The organism is Variovorax nivicola, assembly GCF_051216475.1.
GTDB lineage: Bacteria > Pseudomonadota > Gammaproteobacteria > Burkholderiales > Burkholderiaceae_C > Variovorax.
Genome location: NZ_JBPJZK010000001.1, coordinates 116,560 through 134,806, shown reverse-complemented (window position 1 = coordinate 134,806; position 18,247 = coordinate 116,560). Strand labels below are relative to the sequence as shown.

Genomic DNA, 18,247 nt, shown 5'->3' with positions numbered 1-18,247 from the left:
GCTACCCGTCGTCGCGCGTGACACGCAGAATTTCTTCGGAGGTGCTGACGCCTGCGGCAACCCAGCGCTGCCCATCCTCGCGCATGGTGCGCATGCCGCGCCGGCGTGCCGCCTCGCGCATCGCATGCTCGTTGCCGCCGTCGTGGATGATCCGGCGGATCTCGTCGTCGATGACGAAGAGCTCATGAATGCCGGTGCGCCCCTTGAAGCCCGACTGGTTGCAATGCGAACAGCCCATGGGCACCCAGCGCGTGCTGCCGTCGGGTTGCGTCTCTGCGCGCTTGCATTGCGGGCACAGGCATCGCACCAGCCGCTGCGCAAGCACGCCCAACAGCGACGACGACAGCAGGAAGGGCTCGATGCCCATGTCGGTCAGGCGGGTCACCGCGGAGATCGAATCGTTGGTGTGCAGCGAGGCCAGCACGCCATGCCCCGTGAGCGAAGACTGAACCGCGATCTGCGCGGTCTCGAGGTCGCGGATCTCGCCGATCATGATGTTGTCCGGGTCCTGGCGCAGTGCGGCGCGCAGCGCGGCGCCGAAGGTCATGCCGATCTTGGTGTGCACCGGAATCTGGTTGACACCGGGCAGGTCGTATTCAACCGGGTCTTCCACCGAGAGGATGTTGCTCACGCTCTTGTCGAGCTGGCCGAGCGCCGCATAAAGCGTGGTGGTCTTGCCGCTGCCGGTCGGGCCGGTCACGAGCACGATGCCGTGCGGCTGGCGGATCAGGCGCGTAAGTGCCTCCAGTGTGTCGGGCGCCAGGCCCAGGCGCTGCAACTGCAGTCGGCCCGCATCCTTTTCGAGCAGGCGCAGCACGGCGCGTTCGCCGTGCACGGTGGGCACGGTGGAAACACGCACGTCGATGGGACGCCCTCCCACGCGCAGCGTGATGCGTCCGTCCTGCGGGATGCGCTTCTCGGCAATGTCGAGTTGCGACATGATCTTGATGCGCGAGATCAGCGCGGCGTGCAGTTCCTTGCGCGGCGAGACCACGTCGCGCAGCGTTCCGTCGACGCGATAGCGCACGACCGAATGCGTCTCGAAGGCCTCGAAGTGCACGTCGCTGGCGCCGTCGCGCGCGGCCTGCGTGAGCAGCGCGTTGATCATGCGGATGACCGGCGCGTCGTCCTGCGCATCGAGCAGGTCGGTCACCGCGGGGATGTCCTGCATCAGCCGTTCCAGGTCGACCTCGGACTCGGCAGCGCCGACCACGGCGGCGGCGCTGCCCGTTTCGGCATAGCCGGCGGACAGCAGCGCGTCCATCTCCTCTTCGGACACTTCGTGCCACGCATGGATGCCGGTCTGGCGCTGTGCTTCAGCCAGCGCCCAGCCCTGCGCGCGCGCACTGATCGCCAGGGCCATGGCGGCATCGCTGCCGCCCTCCCGGCACGCGACGATGCGCTGCGCGCGAGCCCAGGCGTGCGGCAGGACCGGCGCGGGATGCAGCTCGGGGCGCAGGAGGGGTTGGGCCGCGTTCATGGCGCCACCACGATCTCCGGCTGATAGCCAAGTTCGCGCAGCACGCTGGTGGAGGTATCGACCGAGCGCGCATCGCGCGGCAGATCCACCCGCACAGCAAAGCCGGTGCCGCCCGGACCGCTCACGATGTACGCCGGCATTCCGCTGATGCGCACGCGCTTGGCAATGCGTACCGCGTCTTCCTGCCGGGGGACGTCGGCCACCTGCAGCACGCTCTTGTTGTTCTCGGTCGAGGCGTAGAGCACGGCGGGGTCGCCGGTCACGCCAAGGTTGGAGGGCAGCTGCGTGCGGACCTCGGGCTCCTTTTCGCCCTGCGCGGGCCGCTCGCGCACCTGGCTGCTTGTCTGCATGGGAGGCACCGGCTGCTCGCGCGTGGTGCTCCATTGCTCCGGCCGCATGTCCAGCTTGGGGGGCCGGCCTGCCACCGGCATGTCGGCCGGCGGCAAGATGGGCGCCGCCATGTCGGGCAGCACCAGATGCTTGCCGGGCTGCGCGCGGCTTTGCTGTGTGCGCATGAAGTTGTAGCGGTCCGCAGTCAGCCCGCGGCCGGCATTGGCATCGCGGATCACGTAGGGGCGCAGGAAGACCATCAGGTTCGTCTTCACCCGCTGCCGCTTGTCGTATCGGAACAGGTTGCCGAGCACCGGGATCGCGCCGAGCCCCGGCACCGACTCCACTGTGTTGTTGACGCTGTCTTCCAGCAGCCCGCCCAGGACCATGATCTGCCCGTCGTCGAGCAGCACACTGGTGTCGAGCGCACGCTTGTTGGTCACGATGCCCGACACGCCCGAGTTCTGGTCATCGATGCTCGAGACTTCCTGGTAGATGTCGAGCTTGACCGTCCCGCCCTCGGAAATCTGCGGCCTGATCTTCAGCTGCAGGCCGATGTCCTCACGCGTCACCGTCTGGAAGGGATTGTCGGAGCCGCCACTGCCCGAGGTGATGTACTGGCCGCTGACAAAGGGCACCGTCTTGCCGACGATGATGGAGGCCGCTTCGTTGTCGAGCGTCAGGATGTTCGGCGTCGAGAGAATGTTCGCGCCGCCCTTGGTCTGCAGGGCACGCGCCAGCAAGTTGAGATTGAGGATCTCGCCGCCACCGGGCAGCTTCACGGTGCCATCGATGATGCCCAGGTTGAGCCCGCCGGGAAGCAGGTCGATGGTGTTGGTCGCATTGTTGTTCAGGCCCGCGCCGCCGCCCAGGTTCGTGCCGCCGATGAAGCGGCCGTTGTTCTTCATCCATTGAATGCCGAGTTGCGCCGCATCCTGCTCCGTGACCTCCACGATCAGGCTTTCGACCAGCACCTGCGCGCGCCGCTGGTCGAGCATGTCGATCACGCGCCGGATGCTGCGATACATCGGCTCGGGCGCCGCGATGATGAGCGTGTTGGTGGTGGAGTCGGCCTGCACCGTCACGCCGTTGGCAGAGAACGCCGTCCCCGTGCCTCCACTGCCGGGAACGCCCTGCTGCGCACCGCCCGAGCCGCCGCCGAAGCGGCTGCTGCCGCCGGTCGAGGCACGCGTGCCCGAGCCCGACGTGGAGGACGACGATGAAGAAGAGGAACTCGTCGTCCTGCTCGCGCTGTTCGTCCCGCCCCCGCCCCCAGCGCCTGCACCGGCACCGCCCGACATGCCGCCGGCACCGAGCGCGGCCCGTGCGCTGTCGCCGCCGCCCAGCGCCGTGCTGCCCGAGTCGCCGGTGAGCAGCCCCCGGAGCACCCCTGACAGGTATGCCGCCTGTGCATTGCGCAGGTACACCACGTGCAGGTTGCCGGGGTCGTCCTGTGCGTTGTCGAGCTTGATGATGAGATCGCGCGCGAGCGAGGTGCGTGCCGGGCTGCTCGAGCGGATGACCACGGTGTTCGAACGCGGATCGGCCAGCACCACGATGTCGCGCCGCGCCTCGTTGCCGCCGCCTTGCAGCAGCTCGTTGGCCAGCGCCGCGATGTCCATCGCCACGCCGTTGCGGACCTTGACCAGATCGGTGTCGAGCGAGGCCGGCGTGTCGATGCTCTCGACGATGCGCGCAATGCGCTCCAGGTTGTCGACGTAGTCGGTGATGACCAGGGTGTTGTTCGCCGCGTAGGCAGCGATGCTGTTCTCCGGCGCGATCATCGGCTTGAGCACCGGCACCAGTGCCTCGGCGTTCTCGTAGGCCAGCCGGAAGGTCCGCGTGGCGATGCCGCCGCCGGGTGCGGCCGCGTTGACGGAACCGCCCTGCAGCTTGGCATCGGCGACCGGCACCACGCGGCTGACCTTGCCCACGTCGACGATGGTGAAGCCGCGCATGCGCAGAGCCGACACCAGCATGTCGTAGGCCGTCGCCGACGGGATCTCGCCATCGGAGACCAGCGTGATCTGGCCCTTGACGCGCGGGTCCATCAGAAAGTTGCGCCCGAGGAACCGGGACAGCGCGGAGATCACGGACTGGATGTCCGCGTCGACGAAGTTCATCACCGCCTTGCCTTCGGTTCCCGCTGCGGGCTGGCGTGCCGGCGTGGCCGTGGAGGTGGTGGCCGGACGCCGCTCCGGCGCGGCAACGACCGGGCGGACGGTGCGTCCCGCACTGGCCGGCGCGGGCGGCGTGCCCGAGACTGGCGCCGGCTGCGCGGGCGGCTTGCTGGCCTGGGCCGCGGCTTCGGCGGCGGCGCCCGAACTCGGGACATAGGTTCCGTCCCGGAACAGCGGTTGTTCCTCCGGGTTGGTCGCGGCACAGCCTGCCAACGCCAGACAGCACACCAGCGCACAGCGCATTCCCCGTCGACCCGCGTTCGCTCGCATCATGATCCGTTTCCTGTTTGCCGTTGCACCGCCACCGCCACCGCCACCGTCGCCCGAGCCCGGACCTGGCTCTTGGCGCCCGCAGAACCGCCGTCCTCGGAGCGTTGCAGCGTGACCTGCTGCACCGTCATTCCCAGCGAGCCCGGCGCACTGAGCAGCCAGGCCATCACCCGCGAAGCATCGGCGGAGCGTTCGAATTCGATTTGCCACGCGGTGTCGGCCTCGCGCAGCTGGTAGGCGCCGGCCAGGCCCGCCGCGTCGAGGCTCGCCCGCATGCGCTGGTCTGCGGATGCATCGCCGGGCCCGGCGGCCGCCGGGCCGCCGACATCGGCCAGCACATCCTTCAGCGCCGCGGCCTGCGAGCGCAGGCGGGGCAGTTCGTTGCCCCAGTGCTGGAGCGAATCCAGGGCCGGCTTGGCCATCAACAGCCAGACGGCGGCCACAACCACGACGACGACCATCCCCACAACCTGTAGACGCTCGCGCCGCGACAGTCCGCGCCAGCGATCCTGACCCTGCGCAAACACCGGCTGCAGGCGCGATCGAAGAGCCGCGCCCCATCCGTGCCAAGGCATCGGTCCGCGCAGTGCACGCAGCCGGCCGGTCATCGCGCGGCTCCCGAAGCGGCAGCCTTCGGCGCGGCCGCCGCGCGGGGCGCAAGCTCGTCGCCCTTCTCGCCCTTCTTTGTGGCGCCGACCTGTATGCGCAGCCCTTTGTCCTCGGCCTGCACCTCCAGCCCGCGCTCCTGCGCACGTCGCTGCAGGGACTTCAGTTCGTCGGGGTTCGGCGTGAAGCCTTCGCGCCACCGGATCTGCAACTGGCCGTTCTGGAAGTCGAGGCTCTGCACCTGCCCCTCGGCCTGCGTGAGAAGCCCCGCGGAAGCCCGCACGAGCGCAGCGAAGTCTGCCGACGCCACGGTACCGGCCCCTGCTCCCGTACGCCGTGCATCGCGCAGCTGCCGCGCCTGCTGCAGCGGATTGAGGATCACCGGCACTTCGGGGAATGCTGCCTTGACCTGCGCCGCCATCTGGCGCGTCAGTGCCTGCCCCTGCGCGGCGAGCTGCGATGCGTAGAGGTTCAGGCCCACCAACCACACCGCCGTGGCGGCCACAGCCCAGCCGATGGCTGGGCGCAGCCAGCGACGATCGGCACCTTCGGCACTTGTCTTGCCGGTGGGCAGCGTCCAGCTCCACCCGTCTCCGGTCCAGGGCGAAGACGCTGGCCCCTCGCCGGGCTCGAGTGTTTCGTCCAACTGCAGCCAGCGCAGTTGGAGCGAATCGGGAAGAAAGGGCTGCAGTCTTTCGCCGATCTGCGACGGGTTCGCATGCCCCGCGGGAACCGGGTGCAAAGTCCCCTCGTCGACCCCAGTCCGCACGACCGCCCAGTCGTCGACAACGATCGCGCCCGAGGTGTCGTCCACCGGGGCGGGAAGGAAGGCCGGCGGCGGGAACACGGCATGCACGGGCAGGCCCTGATCCTGCAAAGCCCGCAGGCATGTCGAAAGGGCGCCGGTGCTCATCCACGCCACCGGCACGGTGCCCTTTTCGCTGCGCGGACCGAATGCCACCGAAAGATTCTTCGGCGGGGCCAGTGTCAGCAGCTCGATGGCACCGAGCACCGCGATGCGCTGGCGCCGGGCCGGCAGGGGCGGCAGCTCGATCTGCGTCATCGACACATCGGCCGGATGCGGGCAGACCTCGACGCGCTTGGGCTGGAAGCGGGCCGCGATCGCAGCCAGCCCTTCGAATGCCGCGCCGTGCCAGACACCCTGCGGCGTGCGCCAGGCGCATCGCACGGGCGAGGCGTCCATGTTCCGCGCCGGCGGCAGCATCAGCCGCAGGAGCCCGACCGGTGTCGTCATGTCAGGCGCCCTCTCGCAGCCACATCACCTGGGGCAGCACTTCCTTGTCGTCGTGTACCAGCGCCTGCATCAGGAGCGTCGTGCGGGGCATTTCCAGGGCGCTAGAGACGCGGAACCACTGGCTGGCTATGCCGATGCGAAGGCTCCTTGCGTTGATCTCCGGCATTTGCAGCCGATTCACGAAATCCCCACGATTGATGAACCACTGGCCGTTGTCGCGCGCCTGCAGCAAGGCGCGGGCACGGTCGAGCGCCAGTCCGGGCACCCAGGCGGCCAGCACCTCGGCCTTTGCCGTGTTGGCATTGATCCAGGTCCGTTGCGGCAACACCGTGACGTATGGGCGCAGGCGCGCGACGCTATCGGCCCCCACGCCGGGCACGGCGAGCAGATCCTCGACCACACGCAGGCGTGGTGCCTGCGCGCGCGCGGGCAGGCTCGCAAGACCGAGCCGCTCCAATGTCTCCTTTGCTGCCTTGATCTCCGACGGCACAGTGGAGGCAACCGGCTGCCGATCCGCGTCCACCAGACTGACAACCACCCGGCGGGCCATGCGGTCAGCCTGGTCCGCCGAAACGCCCACCAGCGCGCACAGCCGCAGGAAGGCCGCGCTCTCGACCGGATCGATCTGGCCAGCGTTCACGAGGTTGCGCAGATTGAATTTGGACTGCTCGTCGATGATCTCGGTAAATGCCCTTGCGGACGCGCCCTCGATATGGCCAAGAACCTGTCCGTTCACGGGGCGGTTCCAAAGTCCGTCGAGGCGGGTGGCAGGTTCGCGCTGCGCCTCAGCACGTAGTACGAGTTGAGCGCGCGCAATTTCGCCGCGAAGCAGCCACCGCGCCTGCGCAAGCGTCTGCTCCGTCTGGGCGGCCCGGATCGCCGCGGTCTGCCTTCCGAGCAGCGCCGAAGCAAGCACCGCGATCACTGCGACAACCAGCAGCACGCTGATGATGGCCATGCCACGCTGCGCACTGCGACCGAACTTTGCCCAGCGTCGGCGTTGCTGGCCTGCAGGCCGCCCCCTGGTTTTAGCCATGAGCCCGCCTAAAGCTGCCAGGAACCGATGTCGGCGTTGGCTTTTTCTCCGCCAGGCTCTCCGTCGGCGCCAAGCGAGAACACGTCGATCTCGCCGTTGGTGCCGGGATTGAGGTACTGGTACGGCTTGCCCCAGGGGTCGTTAGGCAGCCGCTCGAGGTAGTTGCGCCAGTTTTGCGGGACCTTGCCCGACGTAGGCTTTTCCACCAGCGCCCGCAACCCTTGGGTTGCGCCGGGGTACTCGCCGTTGTCGAGGCGGTACAGCTTGAGCGCCTGCATGAGGGAACCCACATCCTGGCGTGCCGCCGTGGCGCGCGCCTGGTCGGGGCGACCCATCAGGTTCGGCACGATCAGCGCCGCGAGCACGCCCATGATGACAAGCACCACCATGAGCTCGATGAGCGTGAATCCCTGCTGCGGCCGCGGGCGCAGGTGCTTCTTTTCAAGGATACCTGCGGCCATGCTTTTTCTCTCCAGATCGATGCCTTTGACACCTGGAGATGATGGCAACCCGGCGTGTCAGCTTGATGGACAGAGTTCGGGAGAAATCACGCTCCCCGGCCGACGATACGAATGCTTTTGGATTTGTTTTTGGGCGTCGGACCGGCAGATTCTCCCGATCACCCCGGGTAACTTGCGAAAACAGGCCCATTCACTACGCACCAGATCGGCGCGATGTTTCGCCTGTAGCAGACACAACTTCAGCTGCATTCAAGCGCCCCCCCGCCGCAACTCATGCGCAACGCACGCGGCAGACAGTCGATGGCTTCTCAACCAACCTTGACGAAGAACACACATCATGAATCGACGCTCTTTCGCAGCCATCCTCGCAGCCGGTGCCGCCGCATCAGCTCTCTCCGGCCCAAGCATCGCGCAAGCGGCCACCAAGACTTCGAAGATCTCCGGTGCGGCCACCGCCTCGGGCATCCGGAACGTGGTGCTGGTTCACGGCGCCTATGCGGACGGCTCCTGCTGGACCGAAGTGATTGCCCGGCTGCAGAAGGCAGGGCTGAACGCCACCGCTGTCCAGAATCCCCTGACCTCGCTTGCGGACGATGTCGAGGCCACGCGCCGCATCCTCGCGCTGCAGGACGGCCCGACGGTCCTCGTCGGCCATTCGTGGGCCGGAATGGTCATCAGCGAGGCGGGAGTCGACGACAAGGTTGCCGCGCTCGTCTACGTGGCCGCGCGCGCACCCGACGCCGGCGAAGACTATGGCGCCCTGGCCGCGAAATTCCCCACGCCGCCTGCGAGCGCCGGCCTTGTCAAGGCGAACGGATTTGCCCAGTTGAGCGAAGAAGCCTTTCTTCGCGACTTCGCGGGCGACCTCGATCCGGTCAAGGCGCGCGTGCTCTACGCGGTGCAGGGGCGCATCTCCGACACGCTGTTTGCATCGCGCACGACGCAGGCCGCCTGGCGCTCCAAGCCGTCGTGGTATGCCGTGTCGACCAACGACCGGACGATCTCGCCGGACATGGAGCGATTCCTCGCGAAGCGGATGAACGCGAAGACGATCGAACTGCCCGCGAGCCACCTCTCGCTGATTTCCCATCCCGACGAGATCTCGCACCTGATCCTGGAGGCCGCGCGGAGCAATGCTTGAAGTGAAGGCGCCGGACTTCAGGAGCCGTCGCCAATCAGGCGAGACATGCATTCGGCCAGCTCCTGAAGGCCCAGCGGCTTGTGCAGCAGCACCGTCACGCCTGCGCTGCGGGCGCGCTGCTCCAGCGAGACATTGACATTGCCGCTCATCAGCGCCACCGGCAGCCCCGGGCGCTGCGCCAGCAGCAGCCGCGCGAGTTCGCTGCCCGGCATGCCCGGCAGCATCTCGTCGGTGAGCACGGCGTCGAAGCGCTGCGGATCGGCCTCGAACGCAGCCAGCGCACGCTCGCTGGTGCCGAAACCCACCGGCTCGTAGCCCAGGCTCGCAAGAATCTCTTCGGCCAGTTCCAGCAGCGGCTGCTCGTCGTCCACGACCATCACGACCTCGCCGTTGCCGCGCGGGCAGCCTTTCACGGTGTCCAGCGGCGCCTGCTCCGGCCCACCGTCCATCGCCTGGCCCTGGAGAACCGGCAGCCACACCGACACCACCGTCGACCGGCCGTTGCCGGTCGTCACGTCGATGGCGCCGCCAAGGTCGGCCACGATGCCGTGCACCACCGACAGGCCCAGCCCTGTGCCCTCGCCAACCTTCTTGGTGGTGAAGAAAGGATCGAACATGCGCGGCAACACCTCGGGCGGAATGCCGGGGCCGGTGTCGCCCACCTCCAGGCAGACATACGAACCGGCCTCGATGTCGCCGTGCAGCAGCGCGCGCTTCTGCGCGATGTCCATGCGGTCGAGCCGCAGGCTTACCACGCCCTGCTCGCTCATGGCCTGCACGGCATTCGTGCAGAGGTTCATCACCACCTGGTAGAGCTGCGTGCCGTCGCCCATCACGGCTACGCTGCCCGACTGCAGCCGCGCATCCACGCGCATACCCGGCGGCAGCGTTGGCGTGAGCATCGAGATCACCTCTTCGACCAGCGCCTGCATGTTGACCGGCACGCGCTCGGCAACGCCGCTGCGGCTGAAGTCGAGAATCCGCCGCACCAGCAACCGCGCGCGCGCACCTGCCTGCATCACGCGGTCGATGTGCCGGCGCATCGCGCTGCCGGCCGGGGCCTGCTGCTGCGCCATCTCGCCGAAGCCGAGGATCGCGCCCAGAATGTTGTTGAAGTCGTGCGCGATGCCGCCCGACAACGTGCCGAGCGCTTCGAGCCGCTGCGTCTGCTGCAGGCGTGTTTCGAGCCGGGCCTTGTCCGCCTCGGCGAGCTTGCGGGCGCTGACGTCGGTCGCTGCGCCGAACAGCCGCAGCGCCGCGCCGGCCTCGTCGCGCACGCAGCGGCCGCGGGCATGAATCCAGCGCCAGTTGCCGTCGGCATGGCGCACGCGGTATTCGAGTTCGATGGCGTGCGTGCGCCCGGCCAGGTGGTCTTCGATGGCCGCCCTGGCGTGCGGAGCGTCCTCGGGATGCAGTTGCACATGGCGCAGCACATCGGCCGGCGTGCCCAGCGGCGCTGACGCATCGACGCCGTGCAGCGCCCGCCACTTGTCGGAGACGAACACCGTGTTGTGCGCAAAATTCCATTCGGCATGGCCTTCGTTCGCAGCCTCCATGGCCATGGCGTAGCGCTCTTCGCTCTGGCGCAGCGCCTGCTCGCCGCGCTCCTGCCGGCGCAACTGACGCAGCAGGCCGACGATGGTGAGCACCACCAGCAGGATCAGCAGCACCGTGCGGATGCCGGAGCTCAACATCTCGTCGTACCAGGGGCGCAGCGCATAGTCCTCGTCGCGCATGATGGCCAGGATCAGCGGCCGCTTGCCCACGTCCACCGCCGAGATCAGCTTGCGCCGCCCGTCGATGGGGTCGACGGCGTGCGCCACCACACCCCCTTCCTTCAGCGCCGCGAGGCCGGGAAAGCTCTGCTGCCTCTTCGGGTCATCGGCGCCGGGCTGCCGCACGATCAGCGTGCCGTCGCTCAGCGTCAGCAGCAGCGAACTGCGTTCGCCGAGCCGGATGGCGGAATACATGCCTTCGAGGTGCTGCAGCGTGACGATGGCCGTGACGACACCGGCGAACGATCCGTCCGGCCGGTCGATGCGGCGCGAAACCACCAGGCCCGCCAACCCTTCGGTTCGGGTGACCATCGGCTTGCTGATGAAAAGGCCCACACCCGGCGCATCGCGCTGCACGGTGAAGTAGGGCCGGTCGGACACATCGGCGAGCGGGGTGCCCGTGTTGCGCGAGCGGTATTGCTGCATGCCTTGCGCGTCGATGACCGTCAGCACATTCACCTGCGGCACACCCACGGTGCGCGAGGCCAGCGCCGCCGACACGGCCTGCGGGTCGAGGCGCGCACCGCCCGCCTCGTACCAGCTTGCGGCGTCGCGCAGCACCACGTCGACCGCCTGCAGGCTGCGCAACGACTGCTCGGCCAGCGCCTTGGACAGGTTGCCCAGCTCGCGCTCGTTGGCCATCATGATCTGCTGGTGCAGGCGCCATCCGTCGTAGCCCGCGGAGCCGACGCAGGCGACGATCAGCAGCGCACCGACAGCGACGATGCGGTGGCGCAAGCGGTCTGCAGCCTTCATGCCGTTCAACGCACCACGCCGATCGCCGCGGCCACGGCGTCGAGCAATTCGCCACGCGCACAGGGCTTGGCGACCAGACGCCTCAGCCTCAGGGCACGCGCGGCATGGGAGTCGCCGTGCAGGCTGCGGCCCAACTGGGTGGAAAGGCCGATGAGCACGGAATGCGGGTACCGGGCGCGCACCGCGTTCACGGTCTGCGCACCGCGCGAGCGGAAATCGGGCACGTCGACGATCACGAGATCGACGCCCGAAGCCGGCGCGGCGCTCTGCAGAGAGAGGCCACGCACGGCATAGCCTTCATCCCGCAGCCACTCGCAAATCAGCGTTCGCATGGCGCTATCTTCCTCGATCACGACGACGGTCAGCATGGTCAGTCCAACACGGGCGGTTGTTGCGGGCCGCACCCATTGCGGCCATGGGTCCATTGGCGCTGCCGCGGATGCCGCCGTCATGTCGGCCGTGGGGCGAGCATTTCATCTGTAACCCGGCCGTACGCCGGACGCAGCGAAGTTGCATTACCCTTCGCCTCCATGAGCTCCAGCCACCACATCCTCGTCGTCGATGACGATCCGGCCATTCGGGAGCTGATGGCCGAGTACCTCACCGAGAACGAGCTGCGCGTGACCACAGCGGTCTCGGGCGCCGAGATGAAAAAGGCGCTGCAGGAGTCGGTCATTGACCTGGTGGTGCTCGATCTGCGGCTGGGCGGCGAAGACGGCATGCACCTGGCACGACACCTGCGCGAGACCAGCACCATTCCCGTCATCATCGTGACCGGCAAGCGCGACGAGGCCGATCGCGTGATGGGTCTGGAGATTGCGGCTGACGACTACATCACCAAGCCCTTCAGCAACCGCGAGCTGCTCGCCCGCATCCGCGCGGTGCTGCGGCGCTACCAGGTGCAGCGCGACGCCGCTGCCACCGCGCCAGTCAAGGGTACGGAGCGCCGGGCCTATCGCTTCGCGGGCTGGGAGCTCAACGTGCTGGTGCGCCGCCTCACCGCACCGGACGGCCGGCGGGTGGAGCTGAGCAACGGCGAATTCAACCTGCTGCTGGCGCTGTGCGAGGCGCCGCAGCGCGTGCTCTCGCGCGACCAGTTGCTCGAGCTCTCGCGCCTGCATGGCGCCGAGGTGTACGACCGGTCGATCGACGTGCAGATCCTGCGGCTGCGGCGCAAGATCGAAATCGATGCCTCGTCGCCACAGTTCATTCGCACCGAACGTGGGGCGGGCTACGTGTTCGATACCCAGGTCGACGCGCTGAGCTGAAGGCCGGCGCGTCGACCCTGCGCTCACTGCGCCGGAGTCTGCGGCGTGGCCATCGCGACAGCGTTGTTCGTTGCCGCGACATTCCCGCCGTGCGCAAGATAGAACGAGCCGCTGTCCTGGCCATAGAGCGCGTCGAAGTGCCCGCTCTTCTCGGCCGCAGCCAGCTCCGACTTGACCTCGTCGCGCGATTCGGTCGACTTGAAGTTGCGCGCCAGGTAGGCCGAGCCGCTGTCGGTGGCGCTCAGCACGCCGAGCGAGCCGTCGGCCTTGGCCTGTGCCAGTTCGGCCGTTACTTCCGAGCGCGATTCACTCGGCTGGAAGTGGCGCGACAGATAGGCGGAGCCGCTGTCTTCGCCCGTCAGAGCGGCGAGTTGTCCGCTGGACTGGGCAGCCTTCAGTTGAGCCACGACTTCGGCGCGGGTCAGGCTTTGTGCCGAAGCACCGCCAGCGGCGGCAAGCATCACGACCGCGGCAAGAGCAGACATGGCGGCATTGAGTTTCTTCATGATCGATTCCTTCTTGCGCATCTGAAAAAAATGGAAGAGGTCGCGCCGGCAGACACGCATCCGGCAAGCCCCGAGTCAACACCTGGTGATCCAGGCACCGGTAGCGGTGCTCGTCTCGGGTTCGACTTTGCGAGGCGTGAGTTGCGCTCGAATTACGCGCACGCCGTCCCTGATTCAGATGACGCGGGAATGATTTCAGATGAAATCACGTAGCATCCCGGCCATGAGTTACACCGTGAAACTGGTCGACTTTCCCGACGCCCCGGCCGACGTCATCGCCACTGCGGAGTCGCGCTTTCGCCGCGAACTCGACAAGCTGCTGGGCGACAGCGTCGAGGCCGCGCTGAAGGCCTTCGAGAACGCCAGCGAGTCCAGCGCCGACGAACTCAGCAAGGACGAGCTTGCGCTGGCCGCCACCTGGGCCAAGGCCTACGAAGCCGCCAAGACCGCCGGCTTTCGCGCACTCGGTGAAGCCGACGAGGCCTACTTCGAGATCCGCCTCGACTGACCTGCCTCTTATTTCTCCCCGACTCCAGGACCAGCCCATGAAACTGCTGTTCGCCCTGCTCCTCTCCGCCCTGCTCTGCGCCTGCGCGAGCGCACCGAGCACGGCGCCGGCCACAGGATCAACGGCTGCAACGCCGCCCGCCGCCGAGTCGGCGCCAACCCCGCCCACGGGCGTGCAGTGGCGCTACATCAACTCCAAGTCTTATGAGGCACTGAATGCAGGCCTCGGCAACAGCCACCGCTTCGAGAGCAGCATCGGCTGGATCGATGTCTACGTGTACGACATGAAGCGCGCCTGGCAACCGGGCGTGGACGACCCGCAATTCGACGAGCACTTCAAGAGCACCATCGCCGAGGTGCAGCGCGCCACCGCCCAGGGCGCGTACGCGAGCGCCAGGATCGGCCCCACCCGCGATGTGCGCATCGAAGGGCTGACTTTCCGCACCGTCTCGTTCCGCCTCGTGCATGCAAAGGACAGCAAGGCCTACGACTCGTTCACCTACCTCGCGGTGCGCAACGGCAGGCTGCTGAAGTACCGCATGTCCTTCAACGCGCCGGCTCCTGCCAACGTGGAAGCCATTGCGCGCGAGTTCATCGAACGCAATGTGCGCACCGGCCCCGACACGCCGGTCGGCACACGCCAGCTACGCAGCACCTGAAGGGCGCAGCGGCAGGACGCCCTGTGCCTTGTAGCCGCGCAAGCCGCCAAGGTCGAGCACCGTCAGCCCGCGCTTTTCGAGGCGGATGAGTCCCAGCGCCTGAAAGCGCTGCAGCGCAACATTCACGCGCTGCCTCGACACGTTCGCGAGCAGCCCGATCTCTGTCTGCCCCACTTCCAGGAAGCGCGGGGCATCGGGATACAGATCCGGGTTGAACAGGCTCGCCAGGCAGTTCGCAACGCGGGCGTCGGTGTCGAGCAGGCGCTCGTGCTCCAGCGCGCCGATGAAGAGGCTGAGCCGCGCGTTGAGCAGTTCCTGCAGATAGTGGTTGAACGGCACGCTGGTGCCGCGCAGCCATTCGAAGGTGCGGCGCGGCATCAGCGCCACGCGCGTGGGCCGCAGCGCGAACACGTCGTAGCGGCGTGCCTCATGCTTGAACAACGAGCCTTCGCCGAACCACACACCGGCCGACACGCCCGTGAGGGTAGAGACCCGTCCGTCTTCGGATGCGACCGACATCTTTGCGAAGCCATCGATCAGCGCCATCCAGTGCTCGACCGGCTCGCCGGCGCGCGCAATGCAGCCGCCGCTGGCGAACTGCCGTTCCTGCATGCTGCCGAGCACGTGTTCGAGGTCAGCCGGCGACAGGGCCGACGCCCATTTGGAGCGCCGCACCGTCTCCTCCAGCACCTGCGCAGCGGAGGAAGAAGAAAAAGGCTCGCTGGGTGAATCAGGGATTACCTGTAGCAATTCGCGCGTCATGTGTCGTCGCAACGACCGCGCCCCGGAACGTCCATTCGTATTCTTTCAAGACATACAACACAGGAGACGTCCATGTTCGCTACACCCCGTCGCCCGCACAAGCGGGTTTTTCCGTGGCCGCGCCGGCCCCGCGCCCTTGCCGCGGGTCTTGCAATGGCAGGAGCTCTGCTCGTCGCGGGATGCGGCGGAGGCTCCGACGGCGGATCGGGGTTTTCGTTCATTCCCGGCGCCAGCCCGCCGCCCGCGACGCAGACGCCCGCCGCGTTCCAGGTAAAGACGCTCTCGTCGTCGCCCGACATGGTCAGCGGCGGCGACTCGTTGATCGAGATCACCGCGCCCGTTGGCGTGGCGCTCGACAAGGTGCGCGTGAGCCTGAACGGCAAAGACGTGAGCTCGCAGGTGCCAGTGGCCGACAGCACGGCCCGCGTACTTCGCGGCCTCGTCACCGGGCTCACGACGGATGCTTCCAGCACCACGGGCAGCAGCAACACGCTGGTGGTCAGCAACGCCGACAACGCCGCGCAGCGCACCGAAACGAAGCTGGTCAACTACCCCATCACCGGGCCCATCCTGTCGGGCCCGCACATCTCGCCCTACGAATGCCGCACGGTGCAGAACGGCCTGGGCTCGCCGCTCGACGCCGACTGCTCGGCCGCGACGCAGGTGGTCTGGTACTACCGCACCAAGGCCAACACCTTTTTGCCGCTGACAGACCCCACGGGCCCGCGCCCGGCCGACCTGGTGAACACCACCACCAATGACGGCAACACCGTGCCCTACATCGTGCGTGTGGAGTCCGGCACCATCAACCGCGGTGTGTACCGGCTCGCGGTGCTCGACAACCCCGCCAAGGACGCGCCCGCCACCTGGAAGCCCGGCGCAGGCTGGAACAGGAAGCTCGTCGTGTACTTCGACTGCTGCGGCTCCGCCCAGTACAACCAGGGCGTGCATCCCATCGAGACGATCCTCGGCGACGTGGGCCACATCCAGCTCTCGCGCGGATTCGCCTTCATGAACTCGACCGAGCTCTGGAACAACCAGCACGCCAATCCGCACCTGCAAGGCGAAACGCTGATGATGCTGAAGGAGCACGTCATCGAGGAATTCGGCGCCGTGCCCAAGTGGACGGTCGGCTTCGGTGGCTCTGGCGGTGCCATCCAGCAATACCTGATCGCGCAGCTCTACCCGGGTCTGCTCGACGGCATCCAGCCCATCGTGTCCTTCCCCGAGACGCTGATGCCCGAGGTGATGGAGTGCCGGCTGCTCAACAACGTCTACAAGCTCGACACCGCCACCTGGACCACAGCCAAGCAGAACGCGGTGAACGGCTTCAACACCAACACCTGCACGAGCTGGGACCTGTCCTTCGCGAGCATCATCAAGTCGGACAACACGGTGGGCTGCGGCTTTCTCGAAGCGGCCAATGTGTCGAACGTGTTCAACCGCGCGACCAACCCCAACGGCATCCGCTGCGACCTGTTCCAGACCAACGTGAACCTGCTCGGCAAGCGCCCCGGCACGCAGGAGGCGCGGCGGCCGATGGACAACATCGGCGTGCAGTACGGCCTGGCTGCGCTGAACAGCGGCGCCATCTCGGTAACGGAATTCCTCGATCTGAACCAGAAGGTCGGCGGCTACGACGGCGACGGCAACACGCAGGCGGCGCGCTCCGAGGCAGACCCCGACGCGCTGAAGCTCACCTATGCGGGCGGCTTCAAGAACAGCTTCAAAGGGCCGGGCCTTGCGAACATTCCGATCATCACCCAGCGCGGCAATGCCGATGCGGTGGGCGACATCCACGACACGATGCAGGACCTGATCATCCGGGCCCGCCTGCAGCGCGCCAACGGCCGCAGCGACAACCAGATCATCTGGACGCTGGGGTCGAAGTCACCCGTCGACTACATGTCGGCCTCGCTCGACCTCATTAACAAGTGGCTGGACAACATGGCGGCCGACACGGCGGCAGCGTCCATCGACAAGGTGGTGCGCAACAAGCCCGCTGGCGCGAACGATGCCTGCTGGGACGCGAGCGGCACGCGCATCGACGAAGCCGCGTCGACCGACCCGGTGGCCAGCTGCAACGCGGTGTACCCGCGCTTCAGCACGCCGCGCCTCGTTGCCGGCACGCCGCTGGTCAACGACGTGCTCAAGTGCCAGCTCAAGCCAGTCAACGCCGCGGACTACTCGGTGACCATTGCAGGTGCCGACCTTGCGCGCCTGCAGACCATCTTCCCGAGCGGCGTGTGCGACTGGAGCAAGCCCGGCGCGGGCCAGGAGGCGCTGCGCGGCACCTTCTTGCGACTGCCGCTGAACTAGCGAGATGAAGTCGGGCGGGAGGCGCCCGGCAGCTTCGCCACCCGCTCGGCCAGGAAATCCACCAGCACGCGCACCCGCAGCGGCTGGTGGCGGCGCGGGGCATACAGCAGGTGCACCTCTTGCGCCGGACCGGTGTGACGGCCGAGCACACGCACCAGCCGGCCTTGTGCGAGCAGGTCGGCCACCATCCAGGTGGGCTGCAGCGAGATGCCGGCGCCGCCGAGCACGCTGTCGAGCAGAGCCACCGCGTTGTTCACCCGATAGCGGCTGCGCACCGGCACGGTGACGGGGCCGTCGGGGCCTTGCAGCAGCACGCCGTCGTCGCCCGCCGCATAACGCAGATAGTCGTGCGCCAGCAGGTCCTGTGGCCTGCGCGGCTTGCCGCGTGCCGCGATGTAGTCCGGTGAGGCGATCAGCACGCGCGGCCAGGAGCCAAGATGGCGGGCGACCAGGTCGGGCGGCAGGGCGCCGCCGACGCGCAGCGAGACGTCGATGCGCTCTTCTAGCGGATCGACGAAGCGGTCGTCGAGCACCAGCTCCAACTCGATGTCCGGGTACAGGCCTAGAAACTCCACGGCCATCGCGTTGAGATGCCGCTGGCCCATGGTCACCGGCGCGCTCATGCGCAGCAGGCCGCGCGGCCGCTGGATGCCTTCGCGCGCATCGGACACCGCGTCGCCGTAGTCCTCCAGCACGCGCCGTGTGCGCTCGTGAAAGCGCTGCCCTTCCTCGGTCAGGCTCAGGCCTGCAGCAGTTCGCCGCAGCAGGCGCACGCCGAGCGAACGCTCCAGCCCCGCGACCAGCTTGCTGATGGTGGGCTGCGTGGTGTCGAGTGCGCGGGCCGCGCCCGACAGGCTGCCCAGCTCCACGCTATGCACAAAGGCTTCGAGGGCGCGCAGGGTGTCCATGGTTTATTCGAATATGGAATGGTCTGGA

General features: G+C 67.6%; 16 protein-coding genes. 5 read left to right on the top strand and 11 right to left on the bottom strand.

Going from position 1 to position 18,247, the window contains the following annotated elements:
- Nucleotide 1: 1 nt before the first annotated feature.
- From gspE to gspG, 6 genes are all read right to left on the bottom strand, one after another.
- Complete coding sequence (gene gspE / locus ACSFBF_RS00645) at nt 2-1,480, bottom strand: type II secretion system ATPase GspE (RefSeq protein WP_435464430.1); 1,479 nt, start codon at nt 1,478-1,480, stop codon at nt 2-4.
- On the bottom strand, nt 1,477-4,263 hold the full coding sequence (gspD, locus tag ACSFBF_RS00640; protein WP_435464429.1) for a type II secretion system secretin GspD: 2,787 nt from the start codon (nt 4,261-4,263) through the stop codon (nt 1,477-1,479). The genes gspE and gspD overlap by 4 nt, the downstream gene beginning before the upstream one ends.
- Entirely contained in the window at nt 4,260-4,868 is a 609-nt protein-coding gene (gene gspM / locus ACSFBF_RS00635) for a type II secretion system protein GspM (RefSeq protein ID WP_435464428.1), read from the bottom strand. The genes gspD and gspM overlap by 4 nt, the downstream gene beginning before the upstream one ends.
- Entirely contained in the window at nt 4,865-6,121 is a 1,257-nt protein-coding gene (gene gspL, locus ACSFBF_RS00630; RefSeq protein ID WP_435464427.1) for a type II secretion system protein GspL, read from the bottom strand. The genes gspM and gspL overlap by 4 nt, the downstream gene beginning before the upstream one ends.
- A 1-nt stretch (nt 6,122) precedes the next feature.
- On the bottom strand, nt 6,123-7,079 hold the full coding sequence (gene gspK, locus ACSFBF_RS00625) for a type II secretion system minor pseudopilin GspK (RefSeq protein WP_435464426.1): 957 nt from the start codon (nt 7,077-7,079) through the stop codon (nt 6,123-6,125).
- Between the two features lie 86 nt (nt 7,080-7,165).
- Nucleotides 7,166-7,618, bottom strand: coding sequence for a type II secretion system major pseudopilin GspG (gspG, locus tag ACSFBF_RS00620; protein ID WP_435464425.1), 453 nt, complete (start codon nt 7,616-7,618; stop codon nt 7,166-7,168).
- Nucleotides 7,619-7,955: 337 nt separating this feature from the next.
- Between gspG and ACSFBF_RS00615 the strand changes: the two genes are divergently transcribed.
- Entirely contained in the window at nt 7,956-8,759 is an 804-nt protein-coding gene (locus ACSFBF_RS00615) for an alpha/beta fold hydrolase (RefSeq protein WP_435464423.1), read from the top strand.
- 17 nt (nt 8,760-8,776) lie between these two features.
- Here ACSFBF_RS00615 and ACSFBF_RS00610 read toward each other — a convergent pair whose 3' ends face one another.
- Together ACSFBF_RS00610 and ACSFBF_RS00605 are read right to left on the bottom strand one after the other, a co-directional pair.
- Nucleotides 8,777-11,290: an ATP-binding protein gene (locus ACSFBF_RS00610; protein ID WP_435464422.1), complete on the bottom strand. Its 2,514-nt coding sequence runs from the start codon at nt 11,288-11,290 to the stop codon at nt 8,777-8,779.
- 5 nt (nt 11,291-11,295) lie between these two features.
- Nucleotides 11,296-11,658, bottom strand: a complete 363-nt coding sequence (locus ACSFBF_RS00605) for a DNA-binding transcriptional response regulator (RefSeq protein WP_435464420.1) — start codon at nt 11,656-11,658, stop codon at nt 11,296-11,298.
- A gap of 162 nt (nt 11,659-11,820) precedes the next feature.
- On the opposite strand from ACSFBF_RS00605, the gene ACSFBF_RS00600 reads away from it, so the two are divergent.
- Nucleotides 11,821-12,558, top strand: a complete 738-nt coding sequence (locus ACSFBF_RS00600) for a response regulator (protein WP_435464419.1) — start codon at nt 11,821-11,823, stop codon at nt 12,556-12,558.
- A gap of 23 nt (nt 12,559-12,581) precedes the next feature.
- Here ACSFBF_RS00600 and ACSFBF_RS00595 read toward each other — a convergent pair whose 3' ends face one another.
- A complete protein-coding gene (locus ACSFBF_RS00595) occupies nt 12,582-13,064 on the bottom strand; it encodes a DUF4148 domain-containing protein (RefSeq protein ID WP_435464418.1) in 483 nt (160 codons plus the stop codon).
- A 223-nt stretch (nt 13,065-13,287) separates the two neighbouring features.
- On the opposite strand from ACSFBF_RS00595, the gene ACSFBF_RS00590 reads away from it, so the two are divergent.
- Both ACSFBF_RS00590 and ACSFBF_RS00585 read left to right on the top strand, forming a co-directional pair.
- Complete coding sequence (locus tag ACSFBF_RS00590; protein ID WP_435464417.1) at nt 13,288-13,572, top strand: hypothetical protein; 285 nt, start codon at nt 13,288-13,290, stop codon at nt 13,570-13,572.
- Nucleotides 13,573-13,609: 37 nt separating this feature from the next.
- Nucleotides 13,610-14,230 (top strand): hypothetical protein, encoded by a 621-nt coding sequence (locus tag ACSFBF_RS00585; RefSeq protein WP_435464415.1) that lies wholly within the window; start codon nt 13,610-13,612, stop codon nt 14,228-14,230.
- Here ACSFBF_RS00585 and ACSFBF_RS00580 read toward each other — a convergent pair.
- Complete coding sequence (locus ACSFBF_RS00580) at nt 14,216-14,992, bottom strand: Crp/Fnr family transcriptional regulator (protein ID WP_435464414.1); 777 nt, start codon at nt 14,990-14,992, stop codon at nt 14,216-14,218. The two genes, ACSFBF_RS00585 and ACSFBF_RS00580, sit on opposite strands and share 15 nt — an antisense overlap.
- Nucleotides 14,993-15,064: 72 nt before the next feature.
- Here ACSFBF_RS00580 and ACSFBF_RS00575 point away from each other — a divergent pair, with 72 nt between their 5' ends.
- Nucleotides 15,065-17,311, top strand: coding sequence for a DUF6351 family protein (locus tag ACSFBF_RS00575; protein WP_435464413.1), 2,247 nt, complete (start codon nt 15,065-15,067; stop codon nt 17,309-17,311).
- On the opposite strand, the gene ACSFBF_RS00570 is transcribed toward ACSFBF_RS00575, so the two are convergent.
- The gene (locus ACSFBF_RS00570) at nt 17,308-18,219 is read right to left on the bottom strand and encodes a LysR family transcriptional regulator (protein ID WP_435464412.1); all 912 of its coding nucleotides are present in this window, start codon (nt 18,217-18,219) and stop codon (nt 17,308-17,310) included. The two genes, ACSFBF_RS00575 and ACSFBF_RS00570, sit on opposite strands and share 4 nt — an antisense overlap.
- Between the last annotated feature and the right edge of the window lie 28 nt (nt 18,220-18,247).